Origin of the sequence: Brevundimonas sp. (assembly GCF_016463485.1) — a bacterium.
In the GTDB taxonomy this organism is placed as follows: domain Bacteria; phylum Pseudomonadota; class Alphaproteobacteria; order Caulobacterales; family Caulobacteraceae; genus Brevundimonas.
Genome location: NZ_JAEMRD010000001.1, coordinates 59,827 through 81,617 on the forward strand (window position 1 = coordinate 59,827; position 21,791 = coordinate 81,617).

General features: G+C 64.4%; 20 protein-coding genes. 9 read left to right on the forward strand and 11 right to left on the reverse strand.

Annotated features, from left to right (window positions below):
* Positions 1–3 precede the first annotated feature (3 nt).
* Complete coding sequence (locus JHC99_RS00325) at positions 4–1,143, reverse strand: Gfo/Idh/MocA family oxidoreductase (RefSeq protein WP_366927694.1); 1,140 nt, start codon at positions 1,141–1,143, stop codon at positions 4–6.
* A 45-nt stretch (positions 1,144–1,188) separates the two neighbouring features.
* A complete protein-coding gene (locus JHC99_RS00330) occupies positions 1,189–1,608 on the reverse strand; it encodes a nuclear transport factor 2 family protein (RefSeq protein WP_292151476.1) in 420 nt (139 codons plus the stop codon).
* 265 nt (positions 1,609–1,873) lie between these two features.
* On the opposite strand from JHC99_RS00330, the gene JHC99_RS00335 reads away from it, so the two are divergent.
* Positions 1,874–2,173 carry a hypothetical protein gene (locus JHC99_RS00335; protein ID WP_292151477.1) on the forward strand — a complete coding sequence of 100 codons (300 nt, stop codon included), beginning with the start codon at positions 1,874–1,876 and terminating at the stop codon, positions 2,171–2,173.
* 8 nt (positions 2,174–2,181) lie between these two features.
* Here the strand turns inward: JHC99_RS00335 and JHC99_RS00340 are convergent, their stop codons facing one another.
* Positions 2,182–2,976 (reverse strand): sugar phosphate isomerase/epimerase, encoded by a 795-nt coding sequence (locus JHC99_RS00340; RefSeq protein WP_292151478.1) that lies wholly within the window; start codon positions 2,974–2,976, stop codon positions 2,182–2,184.
* A 77-nt stretch (positions 2,977–3,053) separates the two neighbouring features.
* Between JHC99_RS00340 and JHC99_RS00345 the strand changes: the two genes are divergently transcribed.
* Positions 3,054–4,100, forward strand: a complete 1,047-nt coding sequence (locus JHC99_RS00345) for a cyclase family protein (RefSeq protein ID WP_292151479.1) — start codon at positions 3,054–3,056, stop codon at positions 4,098–4,100.
* Between the two features lie 3 nt (positions 4,101–4,103).
* Here JHC99_RS00345 and JHC99_RS00350 read toward each other — a convergent pair whose 3' ends face one another.
* The 8 genes from JHC99_RS00350 to JHC99_RS00385 are packed head-to-tail and all read right to left on the reverse strand — an operon-like array spanning position 4,104 to position 14,240.
* Positions 4,104–4,439 (reverse strand): hypothetical protein, encoded by a 336-nt coding sequence (locus JHC99_RS00350; RefSeq protein WP_271143830.1) that lies wholly within the window; start codon positions 4,437–4,439, stop codon positions 4,104–4,106.
* Position 4,440: 1 nt separating this feature from the next.
* Positions 4,441–5,109 carry an SDR family oxidoreductase gene (locus JHC99_RS00355; RefSeq protein ID WP_292151480.1) on the reverse strand — a complete coding sequence of 223 codons (669 nt, stop codon included), beginning with the start codon at positions 5,107–5,109 and terminating at the stop codon, positions 4,441–4,443.
* Complete coding sequence (locus tag JHC99_RS00360; RefSeq protein WP_292151481.1) at positions 5,109–7,100, reverse strand: NAD(P)-binding protein; 1,992 nt, start codon at positions 7,098–7,100, stop codon at positions 5,109–5,111. Before JHC99_RS00360 ends, JHC99_RS00355 begins: the two co-directional genes overlap by 1 nt.
* Positions 7,097–8,128 carry an acyl-CoA dehydrogenase family protein gene (locus tag JHC99_RS00365; RefSeq protein ID WP_292151482.1) on the reverse strand — a complete coding sequence of 344 codons (1,032 nt, stop codon included), beginning with the start codon at positions 8,126–8,128 and terminating at the stop codon, positions 7,097–7,099. The genes JHC99_RS00360 and JHC99_RS00365 overlap by 4 nt, the downstream gene beginning before the upstream one ends.
* Before the next feature lie 4 nt (positions 8,129–8,132).
* Entirely contained in the window at positions 8,133–9,290 is a 1,158-nt protein-coding gene (locus JHC99_RS00370; protein WP_292151483.1) for an acyl-CoA dehydrogenase family protein, read from the reverse strand.
* Positions 9,287–10,180: an enoyl-CoA hydratase gene (locus JHC99_RS00375; protein ID WP_292151484.1), complete on the reverse strand. Its 894-nt coding sequence runs from the start codon at positions 10,178–10,180 to the stop codon at positions 9,287–9,289. Before JHC99_RS00375 ends, JHC99_RS00370 begins: the two co-directional genes overlap by 4 nt.
* Positions 10,177–12,276: an acetate--CoA ligase family protein gene (locus JHC99_RS00380; RefSeq protein ID WP_292151485.1), complete on the reverse strand. Its 2,100-nt coding sequence runs from the start codon at positions 12,274–12,276 to the stop codon at positions 10,177–10,179. Before JHC99_RS00380 ends, JHC99_RS00375 begins: the two co-directional genes overlap by 4 nt.
* A complete protein-coding gene (locus JHC99_RS00385; RefSeq protein ID WP_292151486.1) occupies positions 12,273–14,240 on the reverse strand; it encodes an NAD(P)/FAD-dependent oxidoreductase in 1,968 nt (655 codons plus the stop codon). Before JHC99_RS00385 ends, JHC99_RS00380 begins: the two co-directional genes overlap by 4 nt.
* Before the next feature lie 253 nt (positions 14,241–14,493).
* On the opposite strand from JHC99_RS00385, the gene JHC99_RS00390 reads away from it, so the two are divergent.
* The 7 genes from JHC99_RS00390 to JHC99_RS00420 are packed head-to-tail and all read left to right on the forward strand — an operon-like array spanning position 14,494 to position 21,766.
* Entirely contained in the window at positions 14,494–15,672 is a 1,179-nt protein-coding gene (locus JHC99_RS00390) for an acyl-CoA dehydrogenase family protein (RefSeq protein WP_292151487.1), read from the forward strand.
* A complete protein-coding gene (locus JHC99_RS00395) occupies positions 15,669–17,261 on the forward strand; it encodes an AMP-binding protein (protein WP_292151488.1) in 1,593 nt (530 codons plus the stop codon). The genes JHC99_RS00390 and JHC99_RS00395 overlap by 4 nt, the downstream gene beginning before the upstream one ends.
* 47 nt (positions 17,262–17,308) lie before the next feature.
* A complete protein-coding gene (locus JHC99_RS00400) occupies positions 17,309–17,689 on the forward strand; it encodes an OB-fold domain-containing protein (RefSeq protein WP_292151489.1) in 381 nt (126 codons plus the stop codon).
* Positions 17,686–18,831: a thiolase family protein gene (locus JHC99_RS00405; protein ID WP_292151490.1), complete on the forward strand. Its 1,146-nt coding sequence runs from the start codon at positions 17,686–17,688 to the stop codon at positions 18,829–18,831. The genes JHC99_RS00400 and JHC99_RS00405 overlap by 4 nt, the downstream gene beginning before the upstream one ends.
* Position 18,832: 1 nt before the next feature.
* Positions 18,833–19,810: a phosphotransferase family protein gene (locus JHC99_RS00410; protein ID WP_292151491.1), complete on the forward strand. Its 978-nt coding sequence runs from the start codon at positions 18,833–18,835 to the stop codon at positions 19,808–19,810.
* Positions 19,811–19,847: 37 nt separating this feature from the next.
* Positions 19,848–20,999, forward strand: coding sequence for a hypothetical protein (locus JHC99_RS00415; RefSeq protein WP_292151492.1), 1,152 nt, complete (start codon positions 19,848–19,850; stop codon positions 20,997–20,999).
* The gene (locus tag JHC99_RS00420; protein WP_292151493.1) at positions 20,999–21,766 is read left to right on the forward strand and encodes an SDR family oxidoreductase; all 768 of its coding nucleotides are present in this window, start codon (positions 20,999–21,001) and stop codon (positions 21,764–21,766) included. The genes JHC99_RS00415 and JHC99_RS00420 overlap by 1 nt, the downstream gene beginning before the upstream one ends.
* Positions 21,767–21,791 lie beyond the last annotated feature (25 nt).

The following is a 21,791-nucleotide window of genomic DNA, read 5'->3' on the forward strand; positions in this document are numbered from 1 at the left end:
CCTTTAGACGTCGATCCAGGCCCGAGCCGCGTGCGATGCGTAGAGGGCGTCGATCAGGCGCTGGATTTCGGCGGCGCGGGCAAAATTCGGCATGGCTTGACCGGTTCCTCGGATTTCGGCGACGACGCTTTCGAAGACGCGCGCGAGCGATAGTGTCTGGCCACCGTTCATCATGTCGGCGGCGGACGGTTCGACGCGGCGGCCCGCGACGCTCAAAAGCCGATCGGGCACGATCACCTCGGAGCCGGTCGGAACCATGCTGATCGGTCCGGTCGAGGCGTAGAGCTTGGCCGTGGAGACGCTGGGATAGAGCAGGGCGTCCAGTTTCAGCCTGCCCTTGCTGCCGAACACATCCAGGGTGAAGCCGGGGCTGTCGGCGGCGGTCCAGGAGGTTCGCATCGACCCCATGGCTCCATTGGCGAAGCCGAGCAGGGCGTGGCAGGTGTCGTCGGTTTCGGCGGCCCGAGGGCCCTCGCCCGGGATGTTCCAGGACTTGAGCTGTGTCTCCATCCGCGCGACGACGGAGCTGATGGGGCCGTTCAGATAACGGAGTGCATGCAGGATATGGGAGCCGTGATTGCGGGTCACGCTGACGCCCAGACCCGCCTTCCCGAACCACAGATAGGGGAAGCCCGGCATGATCTCCAGGAAGAAGGACAGCTGGAAGGCGGCGTCGATCTGGAAGACCTCGCCGATCTCACCGGCCTCGATCATTTCCTTCATCAGGGCAAGATGGGGAAGCCCCGCCAGGCTGGAGGCGGCACCACCGACCACGCCGGCGTCCTGTTGCAGCGCGGCGAGGCGATCCGCGGCCTTGCCGGAGGTTGCGAACGGCATGTTGTTGACGACGTGCTTGCCGGCGCGGATGGCGGCCGCGACCATGGACTCGCGCAGGATGGGGCTGCTGCCGACATCGATGATGTCGATGTCGGGGTCGGCGCACATCGCCTCGAAATCCCAGAATGGCCGCGCGATCCCGTGTTGCGCGACCGCGGCCTCGGCCGTCTCCTGGCGGGAGGTGCACATGGCGGTGACCTCGACGTCCGGGATCAGTCGCCACGCCGGCAAATGTCCCATGGCTCCCCATTTGGCGCTGATGATTCCGACTCTTAGGGGCCTTGTCATGTGCGCTTCGCGTTCCATGGTCTTGTTTACGAAAGGCTTTGGCTAACCGCTGCCGTCGTGGTGCTAGCCGATCGCGACGATATCGACATGCAGCCGTGTCAGTTTTGACGCCGAGATCTTCCAGACCCCGTCCAGACGCCGAAACCGGTCGCGATAATGGCCGAAGCCCGAGAGAGAGGGACCCTGCGGTCCGAAGACGACCCGATCCTGCATGGCCCAGATGCCCTCGGCGGTGTCTCCGTTGATAGTGATCTCGGGAAAATGGACCTGATGGACAGTGATCGCGGGCACGACGAAGGACATGGCCATTTCGAGGGCTTCCGTCCGGCCCTTGATCGGCGGCGGTCCGCCGGCCTCCGAAACATCCAGCTCGTAGTCTTCGGTGAACAGTTCGCGCCACGCGTCCCACTGTTTGGTGTCCATGAAGCGGCAGTACCGCGCCTTGACCTCGCAGATGGCGATCCAGTCCTGAATGTCGGTCATCGTCGTGCTCGCATGGTTGCTGGTTGATCGCGACCTTGCCTATCGAGTTGAAAGGCGGCGTCGAGCGCTGGCCTGCTCGATCGTCGGCCCACCATGCGGGGGCGCCGGAAGTTCTGTCAGCAGCGCACTTGCCTCTCGGCGCGTGTATCGCCGGGGCGAACTTTACTCCTCGGCGATGTTTTAAAGGCTGCGTCGGCCATACGGTGGAGCCGGTAGGATTTTTGGCCGGGTTCTGCCGAAAGATCCGGTTCAACAGGAGACAAGAATGGCGATCGACGGCGTGTATGAAGTCACCGTGAAGTCACCGATGGGCGACCAGAAGGCGGTCCTGACGGTCAGGACCGACGGCGTGACCTGGACCGGTTCCCAGGCCGGACAGATGGGAACCAATGAGATCACGGACGGAACGATCGAGGGCGACACGATCCGGTGGGTGACCAAGATGACGTCACCGATGCCGATGACCCTGGAGAACGAGGCCACGATCGATGGCGACGCCATTGCAGGCTCGGTGAAAGCGGGCGCCTTTGGCACATTCCCACTTTCAGGAACGAGAACCGGCTAAACGGGGAGTCAGTCGGAGAGGATCATGCGGATCGTGTTTGCGGCGCGCGCCAGGGCGGCTTCATGCCCTTCGGCCGCGATCCGCGGGCCGATGATCTCCATATCGAACCATCCATTGAACCCTGCGGCCACGATTTGAGGCAAGAGCCGGCCCAAGGGGATCCCGCCATCGCCCGGCACAGCGCGACAGGGCAGGGCGCGGTCGCCCATCACGTAGTCGCTGACCTGGACGACGGCGCACAGGGGAGCAGCGGCGCGAAGGGCGGCGTCGATATCCGCATCCATCCAGCAGGCGAAAAGGTCGATGCCCAGATGAATGCCGGCCTGTCTTGCCAGTGAGACCGTGTCCGCCAATCGATGGGCGATCGAGACGTCGGCGTAGAGATGCGATGTGGGTTCGATCGCCAGGCTGATCCCGACCTCGCGAGCACTCTCGGCGCAGGGCGCGATGGCCTGGGCGAACATTTGGGCAGCGTCGGGCCAGTTCAGGTGTTCGCGCCCCCCCGTCGTCATGGTGATGGAATCGGCTTGGATCTCTTGTGCGAGACGCAGGGTTGCTAGCAGCCGCTCCCGACCGGCCTTTGCCAAGTCCGGTGTGGCGTAGGCAAAGGCCCGGTGGGTGAAGGTGGCTATGGATAGTCCCACGTCGTCAAGCAGTCGGCGGGCCCGCGTGGAGCCGAACTCCGTGACTTCCTCGAGCGTCGGGCTGATCGCGGTCAGGCCCAGCCGGACGACCTGATCGACATGGACGTCGAAAGGAGCGGGCGCGAGGCTGAGCGTGTTAACCGAGATCATAGGGTGCATCGCAAGCTCCAACGGAGCTTGGTTCTTGCCAATGCATCGAGGGCGTTGCAATCGATGATCTGCGTGAGGGAAATGTCATGACGAAGTCTGTTCGCTGGACCCGGCGGCCCGAGGGCTCGAACTGGGGCGATTTCGGTCCGGACGACCAGCTTGGTCGACTGAATCTGATCACGCCGGAGCGTCGGCGAGCGGCCGCCCAGGAGGTCCGCGAAGGCTTGGCGTTCTGTCTGTCCTTGCCACTCGACTGTCCGCGACACGTGGAACTGCATCCTCGCCGAAAGCCGCCCGAGTTGGGGTTTTTCCTGCGAGGCGAGGATCCGACGCTGAACTATCCGATGTCCCGCGTGAACCCCGATCAGGACGACGTGGTCTGTGACGACAAGGCGCTGATCAGCCTTCAGTTCTCGACCCAGTGGGACAGTCTGTGCCACATCGGCGCGTTGCATGACGCCCATGGCGACGGACGCCGCGAAGCGACCTACTACAACGGCTTTCGGGCCAACGATCACATCCATGGACCCGTCGATTATCTCCGGGATCGGCGGCCCTTCGACGGCCCCTATGGCGCAGGGGCCCTGGGTATTGAAACCCTGGCCGAAACCGCCTTGCAGGCGCGCGGGGTCATGGTCGATCTGTTCAGCCATGTCGGCCTGGAGCGAGTTGCGGTGGGCTATGACCCGCTAATGCGCATACTCGAGGCGGACCGGACCTCGGTCGAGGCCGGAGATGTTCTATGCCTGCGGACGGGTTTCGATCGCGCGCTTCTGGGACGCTACAACGATCCGTCCGCGCCCTTCGATCAGCATCGGTGTTCGGGGTTGGATGGGGCGGACGAGCGGTTGCAGCGCTGGATCGATGACAGCGGCCTCGTCGCCATCCTGTCGGACAATGAGGCGGTGGAGCTTTTGCCGCCCTCCAGTGTGCCGCACGGCCACGGCACGCATATCCCCCTGCATCACCTGTGCCTGTTCAAGCTTGGCATTCCATTGGGCGAACTGTTCCTGCTGTCCGACCTGGCCGACTGGCTCCGGGCCCACGGCCGGTCACGCTTTTTGCTGACCGCGCCGCCGCTTCGCTTACCCGGGGCGGTGGGATCTCCCGTGACCGGTGTCGGGACGGTCTGAGGTTCAGCCGATCGAGGCGGTGGGGCGGCCCACGATCGTCAGCATTCCATCCTTTGTCATCGCGTCGCTGAGCGGCATGATTTCGGTTCCAGAGGCCTCTCGGATGGCTGCGAGCGTGATTTCGGGATCGTCTGTCTCAAGCTCATAAATGGCCATGGATCGCCACGCCGGCGGCTCCCAGTCCTTTGTCTTGATCCGTTCGATGTTGAATCGCCGCGCGCTGACAACGCCCGGCATTCTGGCCACGTCCGGCATATGCACGGTGTCGTACCAGTGATCGAACTCCTGCTCTCGCCCCGGTGTTGGACAGATGAAGGCCACGTAGGTGTACTGGCCCATTTCAGCCGGCCAGCGACAGAGGAATGGCGGCTCCGGTCACCGCGCCGGATTCGCGAGACAGCAGGAAGGCTATGACCCGCGCCGCCGCCTCCGGCCTGACCCAGGCCGACGTATCGGCGTCGGGCATGTCGGCGCGGTTCGTCGGTGTGTCAATGATGGTCGGAAGGACCGCATTCACACGGATGCCCCTGCCCTTGAGTTCTTCGGCGAGGCTTTCGGTCAGGGCGTGAACGCCGGTTTTGGACGCGGCATAGGCGGCGAACCCTGTGCCAGGCCGGACGGCCCCGGCAGCACCCACGTTGACGATCGCCGATCCCTCCACAAGCAGCGGAATCGCCGCGCGACACGAGGCGGCTGCCGTGCGCAGGTTCATGCGATACATCCGGTCGAAGCTGTCCAGCGAGCCGTCCGCCACGGTCTCCCATACGAAACCCCCGGCGATGTTGACGACGCCGCCGATCGCTCCGAGGTCGCTGACCACATTTCGATAGGCCTCGGCGACTACGTGTTCTTCGGCCAGATCGACGCCGCCCAGGGTCAGTTTGGCTAGGGATTCCGTCGGGACGGGAGCCATATCGACGGCGGCGACCTGATGCCCGGCATCAGCCAGATGGCGGACAACGGCGCGACCCAGAGCCCCGAAGCCTCCCGTGACGACAATGACGGCCATCAGGCGACGCCTCCAGTGGCTAGGCTGTCGATAAGAGCCGACACGCGCGTGGTGATGAACTCATGCGGGTCCGGTGTCCGGGTCCATTCCCAGTAGTCGATCAACGGCCAGGGCGAATTTGCGATGACCTTTCCGGCGGCGTTCTTGTACCAGCTTCCCGCGCTGTCGTGGGACCAGGTGAACCGGGACAGCGCCGCGTCCATCCGAGTGCAATAGTCCGCAAACACCGTCGGCTTGAGTTCGATCGCGTCGATGTCATCCTGAACCATCCATTTCAGGGCGTTGGCGATGTATCGCGCCTGGCATTCGGAGTTGAAGAACAGGTTGCCATTGAAACCCAGATTGGTGCCCGGTCCGTACATCAGGAAAAGGTTGGGAAACTCGGGCACGGTGATACCGAGATGGGCGCGTGGCGTGTCGTCCCAGAATCGGTCGATTCTCTCTCCGGTTCGACCCACGATCTCCATCGGGGCCAGATACTCGAGCGCCTTGAACCCGGTGGCATAGACGACGATGTCTGCGTCGTGATGGACCCCCTTGCCATCGATGATTCCGGTCTCGTCAAAACGCACGGCACCATCCGTGCACAGGGTGACATTCTGACGCTGAAAGGCGCGGAAATAGCCGCCGTCTCCCAGATTGGGTCGCTTCACATAGGGTGGGTAGGTCGGGATTAGCTTCGCCTGCAGTTCCGGATCGTCGCCGATGGCGGCCTTCATACCTTGGGTCAACCGCGCGCGCGCCGCGTCATTGGCGGCGCTGACGGCCTGGGGCCCACCGGTCCATGCCGGATCGATAACCATGTGATCTGGCGAGCCGTCCAGCGCCCAGTTGTACATGATCGCCCGGGTCCAGCGCGCAAAGCCTGGTAGGGTATTCATCGCCCACTGCTCGGCGTCCGAGACCTTGCGACGGTACTCGGGGTGGACCAGAACCCAGGTCGGGGAGCGTTGAAAGACGGTGAGGTGGGCCGCCTGCTCTGCCAGTTCGGGCACGATCTGCAAGGCCGTCGCGGCCGAACCGATGACGATCACCCTCTTGCCTTTGGCCGACAGGTCTTCCGTCCACTTCGATGTGTGGACGCGAACGCCTTTGAAGCTATCCTGGCCTTCTATGTCCGGGATCAGGGGGCGGTTGAGCTGCCCGACGGCACTGACCAGTGCGGCGACACGAACCTGTTCCTCACCCCCGGCCGAGCGCAACGCCACGTTCCAATGCGCGGACCCGTCATCGTAGACGGCGCGCAGAACCTCGGTCTCGTAGCGGATGTGCGGCGTGAGCCCCAAGCGGTCAGCCAAGTCCGCGAAATAGGATCGCAGCACCGGCCACGGTGAGAAGAGTTCGGGCCAGGTCTGGTCGCGCACGAAGGAAAAGGAATAACAGTGGCTGGGCACATCCACGCGCGCGCCGGGAAAGCGGTTCTCGAACCATGTGCCGCCAGGGCCGCTGTTCTTCTCGACGATGGTAAAGGGAATGCCAGCCTCTTTGAGCCGATAGCCCATCACCAGACCGGAAAGCCCGGCCCCGACGATCAGAACGGATTTGGCGTTCACTGCCGTCTCTTTGACGGGCCTGTCCCAATGGAAGGCGCGTGCATCACCGCCGAAGCCCAGCTCTTCGGAAATCAGGGGCTCGTAGCGTGGATCGAGCGCCTTTCCTGTAAGGGCTGCGATCATCTCGCGCAGTTGAAACGTGTCTGGAAGATGAGGGGCGGGGCATCCCGCGTCACGCCATGCCTTGATCGCCTGGGCCGCCTTGGCGCGCAGTTCGACCTGGAGGTCGGCGGGGACACTGCCCGACAGGTCGGTGGAATACTGGGGTCTCAGGGTCGGTCCTGCGGCGCGCAGAATTTCGGTGCTGCCTGTCAGGTGGACGACTGACATCAGAAGCGGCAACAGGCCGAGATCGCCGACCGCCGCATCGATCTCGTCATCGCTCGCCGTCAGCGGGGCGACGTCTGAGAGACCAGGAACAGCGAAGGTCGCGCTCACGCTGGCACCCGACTGGCAAAGGTCATATCGGGTCCTGTCGGCCGGGTGTTCAAACGCTCGATCACGGTCGCCCGATGATCGAAGGCCGTACCCCAGGCATAGCGTAACGCCAGGGTACGCTTGAGGAAGAAATGGACGTCGGCTTCGCGGGTCATTCCCATGGCACCATAGATCTGGACCGCCGTTCGGGTGGCGAGATCGGCCGCGTCGCCGGCGGCGATCTTGGCATGGGCGACGCGGGCGCGGGAGGCGAAAGTGTCGAGGGGGAGCTCGGCAGCAGCGGCGTGAACGACGGGGCGGGCGAACTCGATCTTGACCTGAGCCGAGGCGATCAGATGTTTGACCGCCTGGTAGCTGCCGATCGGCTTTCCGAACTGAGTCCGGTCCTTGGCGTAGGCGACGGCGAGGTCGATGGCGCGCTGGCCAAGACCGATTAACTGGGCTGCGGTGAACAGAGCGCCGCGATCGGCGGTCTGACCCCAGTCGGACCCGACCATGGTTTCTGGCGACGGGCTCCAATCGACAGTGAACAGCCGACGGAAGGTATCGACACTATGCCGGAGCGTCAGTGAAACCTGTTCTCGTTCTACCAGATGGAGCTCCGCGCCATGAGGGAGGACGAAGGCACCGGCCGTATCCGCGTCGGCGACGAACGGATTTGCCGGATGGCCGACGGCGACGACCTCGCCCCTGATCACACGCTCGATCCAGCCGCGATCGTCGGCAAGCGAAGCTAGCAACGGGACGACAATCCCGGCTTGTTCGACCAGAGGCTCGGGCAGGCCTACATAGCCCGCAGCCTCTGCAATGCCGACCAAGTCGACCGGTGCGAGCTCGAGACCGCCAGCGTCCTCGGGGGCGAGCATCGCTACCAATCCCATGTCCCGGATAGCGTTCCAACGCGCCTCATCCCAGGCTTCGTTCCGCTCCAGAAGATGGCGCAGGTCGGCGGGGGTGCAGGTCTCGACCAGCATGACCCGCGCGGCGTCGGTCATGGCGAGCTGATCTTCGTCGAAGGCGAACTGCATCGGCTCAGGCCCTCGGCAGGCCGAGCATCCGCTCGGCGATGATGTTGCGCTGGATCTCGTTCGATCCGGCGTAGATCGGACCCGCGAGGGCGAAGATATAGTCCTCCAGCCAGTCGACTGCCGTCGTGCCCAGGTCTGGCGGCGCCAACTCGGCCCGGCCACCCAGAATGTCGAGCGCGGTCTGGTGCAGGGCGATATCCATTTCGGACCAGAAGACCTTGTTTGTCGAGGACTCCGGCCCGATCGATCCGCCCGCCGTCAGGCGCGACGCGGTCGAATAGATCGACAGGGCATAGGCGTCGGCATCCATCCAGCTCTGGGCCACGCGCTCGGCAACCGAGGCCGGGAGCGAGTTCTTGTTGTTTTCGTACAGTGTCAGCAGGTTGGACGCCGCGACTTGATAACGGGCGGGCGAGCGTAGCATCAGCCCGCGCTCGAACCCTGCGGTGGCCATGCAGACGTGCCAGCCCTGGCCTTCGTCGCCCAAGCGATCGGCAACCGGCACCCGGACATTGTCCAGGAAGAGTTCGGCGAACACCATCTTGCCGTCCATCCGCTGAATGGGACGACGTGTCACGCCGGGCGCATCAAGCGGAAACAGGATCAGGCTCATGCCCTTGTGCCGCTCGCTGCCCGGTTCGCGGAACAGGCCGAAGGCCCAGTCGGCGAAGACGGCGCGGCTGGACCAGGTCTTCTGCCCGTTGAGGATGTAATGGTCGCCGTCACGGGTCGCGGTGGCGCGAACGCCGGCAAGATCGCTGCCTGCGCCGGGCTCGGACCAGGCCTGGGCCCAGATGTCGTCCCCTGCGGCCATGCGCGGCAGGAACCGCGCCTTCTGATCCTCGGTGCCGAACTCCATCATGGTGGGGCCGAGCAGGAAGATGCCGTTCTGGTTGACACGCGTCGGAGCCTTGGCGCGGTAGTACTCTTCCTCGAAGATCAGCCAGCGGATCAGGTCCAGAGCACGGCCGCCGTAGGCCTCGGGCCAGGTGACCATACCCCAGCGCCCTTCGCTGAGCTTGCGCTCCCAGTCGCGGTGGGCTTCGAACCCTTCGCGCGTCAGGTCGAAGGAGGGGAGGGGCCCGGACGGGACGTTGGCCTCCATCCAGGCGCGGACCTCGGCGCGGAACGCGTCCTGTTCAGGGGTGTACTCGAGCTTCACTCGCCGGCCTGCTTCTTGTTGGCCGAGGCCATGGATTTCGCGTCCAGCCCGCCCAGGCTGTTGTCGGACGTCAAGTCGTTCTGGGCGTGGGCGAAATGGTGCATATGGAACACCGCCTCCATGGCTGTTCTCTTGCCGCGCAGTTCCTCGACATGGTTGACGGCCTGTTTGGTCAGCCAGGCGCCGAGGCGAGGCTGGGCGGCCAGCTTGGCGGCGACGGCGGCGGTTTCCTCGCGGAGTTTGTCGCGCGGCACGATCCGGTTGACCATGCCGAACTGTTCGGCCCGCTGAGCTGTCATCCGCTCACCGAGCAGCAGGAACTCCTTGGCGATGCGGGGGGGCAGCTCGAAGGCATGGGCGAAATACTCGACGCCCGGGATGCCCATGCGGACGACCGGATCCTGGAAGAAGGCGTCGTCCGAGGCGATGATCAGGTCGCAGACCCAGGCCAGCATCAGACCTCCGGCGATACAGGCCCCCTGAACCATGGCCACGGTCGGCTTTGGGGCTTCGCGCCAGCGTCGGCACATCCCCAGATACTGTTCCTGCTCACGGGTGTAGAGCAGTTCGGCGGCCGGCCGGTTGACGTGGCGGCCGAACATGAGGCGGCGATCGAAATCCTTGTGCAGGTCGCGACCCGGCGTGCCGATATCGTGCCCGGCCGAGAAATGCTTGCCCTGTCCCGCCAGGACAATACAGCGGACGTCGTCGTCGTTCACGGCGCGCTGGAAGGCGTCATCCAGCGCATAGGTCATCTGACCGTTCTGGGCGTTGTTGAAACCGGGACGGTTCATCGTGATCCAGGCGACGCCGTCCTCGACGGCGTAGAGGATGGGCTCCTCGGTCTCGTAGACGATCTCGGTCGCCTTAGGCTCCACCAGATCGGTCATGCGGCCTGCTCCTGTGTGTCGTCGTGTCCGCTGTCCAAAAGCACCAGGGCATCCACGGCGATCGCGCCAAGACCCTCCGGCATGACCAGAAGCGGATTGATTTCCACTTCGCGAAGTCGCTCGCCGCCAGCCATGACGGCGTTGCACAGGGCGGCGATCGCCTTGCCCGCCGCCGCGACGTCTCCCTTGGGCGCGCCGCGATAGCCGTCCAGCAGCTTGAAGCCCTTGAGGCCGCGAAGCATGGCTTCGGCCCCCGCGGCATCGACGGGCAACAGCCGGTGCTGAACGTCCTTCATGAGTTCGGTCCAGACGCCACCCAGGCCGACCGTCAACATCCAGCCGAAGACGGGATCGCGGGTGACGCCTGCCAGGATTTCGACGCCCCCTTGCAGCATGGGCTCCAAGGTCACGCCCTCGATCCGTACGCCGGGCATGGATCTGGCCTTGTCCATCATAGCCTCGAAAGCCTCGACGACACTGTCTGCGTCCCTGAGGCTCAGCCGGATCAGGCCATGCTCGGTCTTGTGCGCCACATCCGGGCTAACCAGCTTGGCGACGAGCGGGTAGCCGATCCTATGGGCGGCCTCACGGGCCTCAGCGGCGTCATGAACCACGGCGTCGTGGACCACCGGAACGCCGAAGGCCGCGAGCGCATGCTTGGCCTCGGTTTCCGAAAGGGCGGACTCTCCAACCGGGAAGGCGGGCCAGGTCGCGCTGGCGCTCGCCGGGGTGACAACCGCGTTGCCCTGAGCCTTCCATCTGCCGTAGGTCGCGACAGCGCGAGCTGCGCGGTCGAAGTCGTCGAAATAGGCGATGCCGGCGGCGGCAAGCTTGGTGCGGTCGGCGAGAGCGAAGGTGTCGATGGCGACGATCAGCTTGTTGGACGCAGCGGCGGCGCGTTCGACCTGATCAAGGGCGCGCTCCAGAAAGACGCCTGGGAGATACAGCAGCAGGACGTCGATGTCGTCGGGCCGAAGCGCCAGACCGATGGCTTCGAACAGAAAGTCATTGGCGTTGACCAGATTGCCGGTCAGGTCGACAGGATTGGACACCATGCCGAAGGCCGGGATCTCCGCGCGCAAGGCGGCCTGGATGTCGTCCGGCAGCGTCGGGACGTCGCCGCCGTTGAGCGCCAGGGCGTCGGACAGGATGGCCCCCGCAGCGCCGGAGACGCTCAGGATGGCGCAGGCGTTGCCGCCAATCTTGGTTCCGAACTGATTCAGGTAGGCGAGGTCGGACAGGCCCACCAGTTCGCCCGCCCGTGCAACCCCGGCCGCTGTGAAGGCGGCGTCATAGGCGGCTGTGTCACCGGCCAGAGCCGCAGTGTGCGAGCGGGCGGCCTCGGCGCCCTTTTCGCTGGAGCCGACCTTGAAGACGGCCAGCAATTTGCCCTTGGCCCGGAAGGCGGCTGCGGCCTTCAGGAAGGCAGGACCGTTCCGCAGTTCCTCGATGTAGCAGAGGGCGCAGGTCGTATCAGGGTCCTCGGCCAGGAAACCCAAGTAGTCGGCGAAATCGACGTCCGCTTCGTTGCCGGTGTTGATGACGTGGCTGAAGGCCACCCCGGCGCGGCGCGCGATGCGGTAGACGGTGGCGGCCATATTGCCGCTCTGGGTCAGCAGCGCCGTGGAACCGGCAGGGTCGCCGGGCTGGAAGCTGGTGCCGAAGGTGGTGAAGATGCCATCGACGAAGTTAGCGTTGCCCATGCAGTTGGGGCCGGCGACGCGCATGCCGGTGCGGGCGGTGAACGCTTCTAGTTGGGCCTGGCGGGCCAAGCCTTCCGCTTCATTGGTCTCGGCATAACCCGCGGCGAAGACGATGGCTGACTTTACGCCGACGGCATGGCAGCGATCGAGATAGGGCACGACATCGTCAGCGCCGAGGGCGAGGAGGGCGAGGTCCACCACTTCCGGCACGGACTCGATGTCCGCATAGGCCGTGCGGCCCTGAACGGTCGGGCTCTTGGGATTGACGGGATAAAGTTTCTCGAACCCGGCGCGCGCCAGTAGCTCCATGGGAATGCCGCCGACACGCTTCGGATTGTCGGACGCGCCAATAATGGCGATCGATCGGGGCTTCAGCAGGGCGGCGAGGCTCATGCCGCCTTCTCCGAGCCTGTCGCCCCACCCCGAAACTCATACTCTGTCGGATCGAACACTTCGGTCATGTTGCGATAGTCGACCAGCCGCCAGGGCGAGTTCTGCGTCACCCGGCCCGCCGCGTTCTTGTACCAGCTGGTCACACCGGGGTGCGACCAGACCATGCCCCGGTGCGCCACATCGACCCTCTCCTGGTAGTCCCAGAAGGGCTTTTCCTTGACCTCGACCGAAGTCGCGCCGGTTTCGACCAGTTCACGGATGGCCTGCATGATGTAGCGGATCTGGCATTCCGAATGGAACACCGCGCTGCCGCCGTGGGCCAGGTTGGTATTGGGGCCATAGATCAGGAACAGGTTGGGGAAGCCGGGCATGGTCATGCCCAGATGCGCGCGAGGATCGTCCTCGCCCCAACTTGCACGGATGGTGACGCCGTCACGGCCTTGGATATGCATGGGGCTAAGCATCCGCCGGGCCTGAAACCCGGTGGCGAACACAAGCACATCGACCGGATGGCGTACGCCGTCCTTGGTGACGACGGCGTCCTTCTCGATATGGTCGATATGGTCGGTGACCAGATCGACGTTGGTCCGCGTCAGCATCCGGTACCAGTGATTGTCGCGCAGCATCCGCTTTCCGTAAGGCGGATAGTCGGGCGTCGATTTCCGGATCAGCTCCGGATCATGATTCAGTTCGCTGGCGATGTGCGCTTCCAACTGTTCGCGGATCTTGGCGTTGGCGGCGTTGAGCGACCGCTTCTGGTCCGGCCAGTTCGGATCGATCTGGAGCATCGGATGGAAGCCGTCCGACGACGACCAGAACAGCTGAAACCGGAACCATTTGGCATAGAAGGGGATGTTCTTGAGCACCCACTTCTTGTCGTCCGAGACGGTCTCGAAATAGAGTGGATTGGCCATGGCCCAGTGGGGCGACCGCTGGAAGATGGTCAGATTGTCGACGATCGGTGCGATGGCCGGACCGACCTGCATCCCGCTGGCACCGGTGCCGATCAGACCCACGCGGCGGCCGGCGATGTCGGCTTCGTGGTTCCAGCGTGCGGTGTGGAAGGCCGGCCCCTCGAAATCGTCCATTCCGGGAATGGTCGGCATCTGCGGCCGGTTCAGCTGGCCGACCGCGCTCACGACGACGTTGGCCGTCGCGCTGGAAGACTTGCCGTCATTGCCGCGAATCTCGACCCGCCACAGCTGGGCCGCGTCGTCCCACTCTGCGCTGGTGACTTCTTCGTTGTAGCGGATCTGATCGCCGAGTGCGTTCGCATCCGAGTTGCGCTGAATATAGTGGAATATCTCGTCGCGTTTGGCGAAGAAATGATCCCAGTCGTGGTTATTATTGAAGCTGTACGAATAGAAGTGATTGGCCGTATCGACGCCGCAGCCCGGGTACGAATTCTCGTACCATGTGCCCCCGACGGTCTCGTTCTTTTCAATGATGGTAAAGGCGATCCCGGCTTCCTTGAGCTTGATCCCCATGGCGACGCCCGAGAAGCCCGCGCCGATGACCAGGACGTTGAAATGGTCGAGCGTCTCGCGAGCCACTGGTTCGCGCCATTTGACGGTCTTGGGATCGTCGCCTGCTAGGTCCATCTCTTCGAGGACCATAGGATAGTATTCGGCCGGGACTTTCTGGCCCGTGCAGACATCCAGCATCCGGGGCAGGAGGTGCATCGGCGGCGTGATCGGCAACTGCCGGCCGGTGGATGCATAGTCAGCCAGTAAATCGGCCACGGCCTGGCGGAGTTCCGCCTTCAGCGCATCTGGCGTGTGTTCGTGAAAGCTCCAGGGCCCCTGGATGTGGGGCGCGATCCGGTCCAGCCAGGCCGGGTCGCCGCCAAGGTGGATCAGCACCATCAGCAGGGGGGCCACGTCGGCAGCCTTCAGCGCTTCGTCCAGATGGACGCGATCTCCGACGAGGGCCTTTAGGGCTTGCGTGTCGTTTGGAGCCGTCATCGTTCGCCGCCAGTCCATCGCTGTTCACGCCTGAATCCCCCCGGCGATCGCCGCCGCCAGGATCGGGCAGAGGGATAGCGCCCGCCTGTTTCAATGCAATGCGACCGGCGCATTTATCGCCCCCGCGTCGCCTCTACGATGCGCGGCATCGCCGTGGCGTTTTGTGCTGCCTGACCCTTTCTGCGCACCACGGCGTGGGCGACAACCCCCTCGTTCTGACCGCGCGGGTGGTCGGGTGCGTGAGGAACCGACCATGATCCTGACCGACGACCAGCGCGCCCTGCGCGACATGGCCGAAGCCTTCGCCCGCAAGGAAGTCATGCCGATCGCCAACCAGATCGACATGGAGGAGAAGACTCCCGACTCGTTGATCGCCAAGGCGGCAGAGTTCGGGCTGTACGGGCTCTACACCCCCGTGGAGTATGGCGGGTCCGGAGCGGACATGGTCTCGGTCTGCCTTGTCTGCGAGGAGATCGCCAAGGCCAGCCCAGCGTTTGCGGGCGCCCTGACGGTCGAGATGATCCTGTGTCCGGCTGCTGTGGCGATCCTGGGCACCGAAGAGCAGAAGCAGCGCATCCTGCCACGCTCCGCCTCGGGGGAGCGGCTCATGGCCTATTCGCAGAGCGAGCCTGCGGGTGCCGGCAATGTCATGGAGCACCTGACGCGGGCCATCCCCGACGGCAACGGCTTCCGCCTCGACGGTTCCAAGCTCTACTGCACACAAGGGCCCGCGCAGACCTATCTGGTTATGTGCCGCACACGCGACAACGACGGCAAGGAAGGCTTCGGCTGCGTCATCGTCGAGCGCGAGGCCGAGGGGCTTCACATTGCGCCCTATGAGCACAAGCTGGGCTGGCGGGGAACGAACACGGGGCCGATCGCCTTCGACAACGTCCGGATCGAGCCGGAGAATGTGCTGGGCGATCTTCTGACAGGCGGATTCAGCCACCGCGCCGCCAACCACGCCAATCTCCTGGGGCACGTTGCGACCTCGATCGGATGCGCAGAAGGGCTGTTCGACCTGACGCTGGAGTACGTCAAGGACCGCCGGCTTTACGGGCGCAACATGTCCGAGCTTCAGCCAATCAGTTACTGGATGGCCGAGGCCTGGGCCAAGATCCAGGCCTGTCGAGCGCTGCTCTACGACACGGCCGCCGCCTTTGACCGCGGCGAGATGCAGCCTGCGACCTCCAACGCCTGCAAGGCGTTCATCGGCGACGCCTGCTTCGAGATCTGCTGCAAGCTGCTTCAGATGTGGGGCGGCAGTGGGATCATGGATTCCACCGGGGTCAACCGCTACATGCGCGACGCCAAGGCCAAGACGATCGCTGAGGGTGCCTCGGAGATGCACTACGCCATCATCGCCAACCAGTTGTTCCACAACTCGCCCGCACTGGTGCCGCCGCAGACCTTCGTAAAGGGCGCGGCATGACCGGTTTGGCGACGCCGAGTACCACCTCCGCGTCCGTGCCCGACGCCGTCCTTCGCCAGCCCATCCACGGCGCCGACCTGCTCGCCCACGCCTTGAGCCGCGATCTTGATCGGCCCGTCGTCATCCTCGACGACGGACGCACAGTCACTGCGGGCCAGATGGCCGCGTCGGTCAGCCGTTACGCCCAGACTTATGGCGCACTGTCGCCGCGTCCCCTGCGCGCGGCCTTGCTGTCGAAGAACCGACCGGAAGTGCCCGCGGCATCCGTCGGCCTGACCTTCGCCGGGATTGTGGCAACGTCCCTGCACCCGATGGGGTCGGTCGAAGACTATCTGTATGTCATCGAAGACGCGGAGATCGACCTTCTGATCTACGATGCCGATCATTTCGAGGCGCAGGTCGCCGAGATCGAGCGGCGCGCCCCTCGTATCAAGCACTTTCTGGCCTTGGGCGGGCAGGGCGCGCGGTCCCTGGACATGGCCGCTGCCGCCTACGAGGCCCGGCCATTGGCGTCTCCCGTCGTCGATCCGGACGCCTTGGCGCGGATCGCCTATTCCGGAGGGACCACCGGCAAACCCAAGGGCATCATGGTGACCCATCGGGGCATCCTGACGGCGTCCCTCATCCAGCTCACCGAATGGGAATGGCCGGAGGAAATCCGCTACCTGATCTGCGCGCCGCTGAGCCATGCGGGGGCCGCGTCGCTGACACCGATCCTGGTCAAGGGCGGGGCCATGGTGGTCCTGCCCGGTTTCGACCCCGTCGGGTTCATGGCGGCGGTCGAGAAATACCGGATCACCGCGACCCTGATGGTGCCCACCATGGTGCTTGCGCTGATCGACCATCCGCGTTTCGGCGAGTTCGACCTTTCCAGTCTCGAGGTGGTCTTCTACGGCGCATCGGCGTTCCCGGCCTCGCGGCTGAAAGATGCGATCGCCAAGCTTGGCCCGATCTTCTTCCAGTTCTATGGCCAGGCCGAAGCGCCGCTGTCGGTCACCGTCATGCGGCGCAAGGAGCATCTGACCGATGATCCTTTGCGGCTCGCGAGTTGCGGCCGGCCCACGCCCTGGGTCCACGTCGCGCTGCTGGACGATGATTGCCGTGAGGTCGAAGACGGCCAACCTGGCGAAATCTGCGTGCGCGGGCCGCTGCTCATGGCGGGTTATCTCGGGATGCCCGAGGAAACGGAGAAGGTCTTCGAGGGCGGCTGGCTGCATACGGGCGACGTGGCCATCAAGGGGCCGGACGGCTTCCTGCGCATCGTCGATCGCAAGAAGGACATGATCGTCACCGGCGGCTTCAACGTTTTCGCGCGCGAGGTCGAGGATGTGCTGGCGACCCACCCGGGCGTCAGACAGGCCGCGGTCATCGGCGTTCCGGATCCGAAATGGGGCGAGGCGGTGATGGCGATCGTCGTTGCCGTGCCAGGCTCCGAGCCGCGTCCTGACGACCTGATCGCCCTGGTCCGTTCGCAGAAGGGGGCCGTTCAGGCTCCGAAGTCAGTGGTTTTTGTGGAGGCCATTCCGCTGTCCGCTGTCGGCAAACCGGACAAGAAGGCCCTGCGACTGAAATACGGGACGCCCGTCTGATGGCCGTTGATGCGCTTGTCGCGAGACCGGCCCACGCCGCGATCCGCGTGGCCGAGACCGGCGAGCCCTCGATCGAGGGCTTTCGCTGCGCGGACTGCGGCGCGGTCATGATCGACCAGCCGATGGCCTGTCGGGCCTGTACCTCCCGAACGCCGCCTCAGGCTTTCCGCGTCGGCGAGAGGGGTCGTATCGTCACTTGGTCGACGGTCTTGCGGAGTTTTCCAGGCGTGAAAACACCGTTCGTATCGGCGATCGTCGACCTGGATGACGGCTTGACGCTGAAGGGCACGGTCCGCGGCGTCGATCCGGAGTCCATGGGTGTCGGTCTGCCGGTTTCACTGGTGTTTGACGACGCCGGTGGCGCACGGACGCCCGACGGCGCGCCCTATGTCGGTTTTCATTTCGTCAAGGCAGGAGCAGCGGAATGAGCGACGTCTATGTCGTCGGCGCGGACCTGATCCGGTTTGGTCGATACCCCGATCGCACACCGGCACAACTGGGTGCCGAGGCTGCGCTGCTGGCGCTCGACGACGCCGGACTGACCGTTCGCGATCTCGACATCGTCTATGCCTCATCGACGTTCAACGCCGCCTCGATGATCGGCCAGCAGATCCTCAAACAGATCGGTCAGACGGGGATACCATGCGTCAACGTCTCGAACGCCTGTGCCTCGGGCGCGACCGCTTTTCGCGAGGCGTTCGTCGCCATCAAGAGCGGTCTATATGATGTCGCACTCGCGGTCGGGGCCGAGAAGAACCCCAAGGGATTGCTCGGCGGGCCGATCGGCGACGGCCCTTCGCCCGAGGGGTTGTTCGGATCGGGAACGACCCCGGCGATGTTCGCCGAGGCGGGGATGATCCACGCCGGCAAATACGGCACGACGATGGAACAGTTCGCCCAGGTCGCGGTCAAGAACCATCACCATTCGACCATGAATCCCAAGGCGATGTACCAGCGCGAAACGCCGCTGGAGGAAGTCCTGGCCAGCGAAATGATCGCCACGCCCCTGACCAAGCTGATGTGCTCGGCCAATGTCGACGGCGCCGCCGCCGCCATCCTAGTGTCCGAGAAGAAGGCCCGCGAGATGGGCCTTTCTCGGGCCGTGAAGGTGCGGGGTTCCGCGCTGGCGTCGGACCCCTATGAGCCGCGCAATCCGGTATTGCTGGATGCGGATTCAGTCACCCGTCTTGCCGTCTCAAAGGCCTATGAGATGGCGGGGATCGGGCCGGGTGATCTTGACCTGATCGAGTTGCACGACTGTTTCGCGACCGCAGAAATTCTGCACTACGAGAACCTGGGTTTGTGCGGCGATGGGGAGGCTGGCGCCCTGATCGATAGTGGGGCCACGGCGCTGGGCGGGCGGATTCCGGTGAATGTGTCGGGCGGACTTCTGTCGAAGGGGCATCCGATCGGCGCGACCGGGATCGCCAATATCGTCGAGATTGTCATGCATCTTCGCGGGGAGGCGGGGGCTCGACAGGTGCAGGGCGCGCGCCTTGGCCTGGCCCATGTGCTGGGTTTCAGCAGCGTTGCCGGCGTCGCGGGCGTGCACATCCTCGAGAAGGTCTGAGATGGCGGCCGAACGCGACATCAATGTGCTTTTGGCGGGGCTCCGCACGGGAGTGCCTCGCGGCGCCGAGATAACGGGCATCCGTCCGCTGACCGCAGGTCATTCCAACGAGACCTACGTGCTTGAGGGGCTCGACGCGATTCTGCGGCTACCGCCCAGTACGCCGCCTGTCCTCCAAGGGCACGGGGTCATCACACAGGGCCGGGTCTATCAGGAGCTCGGCGCGCTTCCTGATGTCCTGCCGACTCCGCGCATCCTTCATATTGAAGAGGACCCAGGCCTTCTGGGCGATCCGTTCTTCATCATGGAGAAGGTCCCTGGAGCTGCGGTGACCGACTATGTCCTGCCTGAATGGTTCACTGAAGCGACCCCCGATCAACGGAGGTCTGTGTCGCGCCAATGGGTGGCGGCGATCGGGTCGATCGCCACGCTTCAGCCTTTGGCATCATTCGGAACCCCTGCCACCCCGGAGGAAGATGCTCGCAAGTGGCGCAGTTGGGCTGCCAACGCCGACTGCCCAGCTCTGGTCGCACTTTATGATCGGCTTCTGTCCAGACCCGCGCCGCGATCGGGACCGGCGTCTCCGGTCCACGGAGACCCCAAGATTGCGAACCTTATGTGGTCCGACTTCAGGCTCTCGGCGGTTCTGGACTGGGAACTGGGCCACAACGGAGAGCCGCTGACTGACCTGGGCTATGTGCTCTACTTCTTCCGCCCTGAAATCTATTTCGGCGTCCCCTTGCCATCGCTGTCCGGGATCATCAGTCGTGACGAGGCGGTGAAGGCCTGGGAGGCCGCGTCGGGGCGATCGGCGCAAGGATTCGAGTGGTACGAGGCCGCGGCGATCGGAAAGATCGCTGCGATCGTCGCGCGCGGCTTCCAGATGATCGTGGCGGGCGAGTCGCACGATCCCAAGATGGCGCGCTGGAAAGAGATGTTGGACTCCAACATTGCCCTGATGGATGGCGTCCTCGGCTAACTTTCGGATACGCAGATTTCAAATAAAGGCGGCTAACATGGTCCCCACGATCGCGGCGCTGACCGGCGCGGATGAGTTTCTGAACCACCAGATCGCCAATACCCACGCGACGGTGGAGACGGCCGATCGCGGCTGGACCGAGAAGATCTGGATGACGTTGTTCCGCAAGGACGGGTCGCTTCAGGTCGATTTCGGCCTGGGCAAATACAGCAACCGGAATGTGCTGGATGGTTTCGCCGGCTGTCAGCAGGGCACGAGCCAGCGTACGATCAGGGCCAGCCGCGTCTTGCGCCCCGCCATCGACGATCTGGCGGTCGGGCCTCTGCGTTATGAAGTCCTGGAGCCGTTTCGCCGAATTCGAGTGACCTGTGACGCGAACGCTGCGCAGCCGCTCGAGTTCGATCTGACCTTCACCGACCTGATGCCCGCCTTCTTCGAGGGGCGAGATCGGGAGGTTCATAATGGCCGGCTGGCGACCGACGTGGTTCGTTATCATCAGACCGGGACGATCAGCGGGTGGATACGGATCGAAGGCGAAAGAATCCCGGTGAATCCCGACGACTGGTTCGGGGTTCGAGATCATAGCTGGGGCGTGCGAGAGCACGTCGGGATCGATCCCGTCGATCTGGTTCCGCCGCCGAAGGGCGCGAGCACCGACTTCCATTTCAACTGGTTCGTCGGATGTCTCGAACGCCCGGACGGCAGCCGATACGGCCTGAACTATTATTTCCGCGAGTATCGCGAGCCTCGCGGCCTCGACTATTTCACCGGCTTCATCAACGAGGCCGACGGTCGTCAGACCAAGCTGCTGCGGGTTTACCCGGAGCTGACCTATCGCAAGTCGGATCATGCCATGATGGGCGGCAAGCTGTACGTGCTGGAATCCAGTGGTCGTCGCGACGTGACCGAGCGCGTGTTCGAGGTTGAAGCCATCAATCCCGAGATGGGATTCCGCCTGCAACCCGGGATGTACGGGGCCTGGAATGGTCTGATCCACGGCGCCTACAAGGGCGATGACTTCCTGGACGGCGAACTGGTCGAGGACGTCAACGACCCCGTCAAGCTTGCGGAAAGCGCGCGCTGGGAAGTTCGCGATCGGCCGCTCAGAATCCGCGAAGGCGATTCTCAGGGTTATGCTGACGTCGAGTCCCTTGTTCGGGGCGAATGGCCCGCAGCGACGATGGTCTGATGTCCGCGCGCTGGATCGACCTGACGGGGCGCGTTGCAGTGGTGACCGGTGCCGCCGCCGGTATCGGGCGGGCTGCGGCCCGCGCCCTCGCGGACGCGGGTGCAACAATCATCGCCGTGGACCGGGACGCCCCCGGCCTTCAGGCGACGACAAAGGCCATCGGGGGCACGGCCGAGGCTCGCGCCTTGGATGTCACGGACGCCGTGGCGTGGGGTGAACTCGCGGACTGGATCAGATCACGGTTCGGTCGGCTCGATATTCTGGTCAACAGCGCCGGCGTGTCCCTGTCCGATCGGGTCGGCGACGCGGACCTGGAGATCTATCGTCGGACCTTCGCGATCAATGTGGAGGGCTCGCTGCTGGGGATGGCGGTCGCGCTCAGCTTCATGCGCCCGGCTGGGAAGGGCGCGATCATCAATCTGTCCTCTGCGGCCTCGCTCAAGGGCAACCCGATCATGGCCAGTTACGGAGCGAGCAAGGCAGCGGTGGCGCACTACACCCGCAGCGCAGCCCTCGAAGTCGCGCGGGCCGGGCATGATATCCGCATCAACGCGGTTCATCCCGGGCTGATCGACACCTCGATGGCTCAGGACCTCTATACCATTCTGGCCAAGGTCGGGCCGCCGGAGACGGTGATGAAGATGGTCACGACCGGCCGGCCTGGTCGCGCCGAAGAGGTTGCCGACCTGATCCTCTATCTGGCGTCGGATCGCGCCAGCTTCATTTCCGGCGCCAGCATTGTCGCGGATCGCGCCCAAAGCGCCTAAGCCGAAAAATGCCGGACATTGTGTC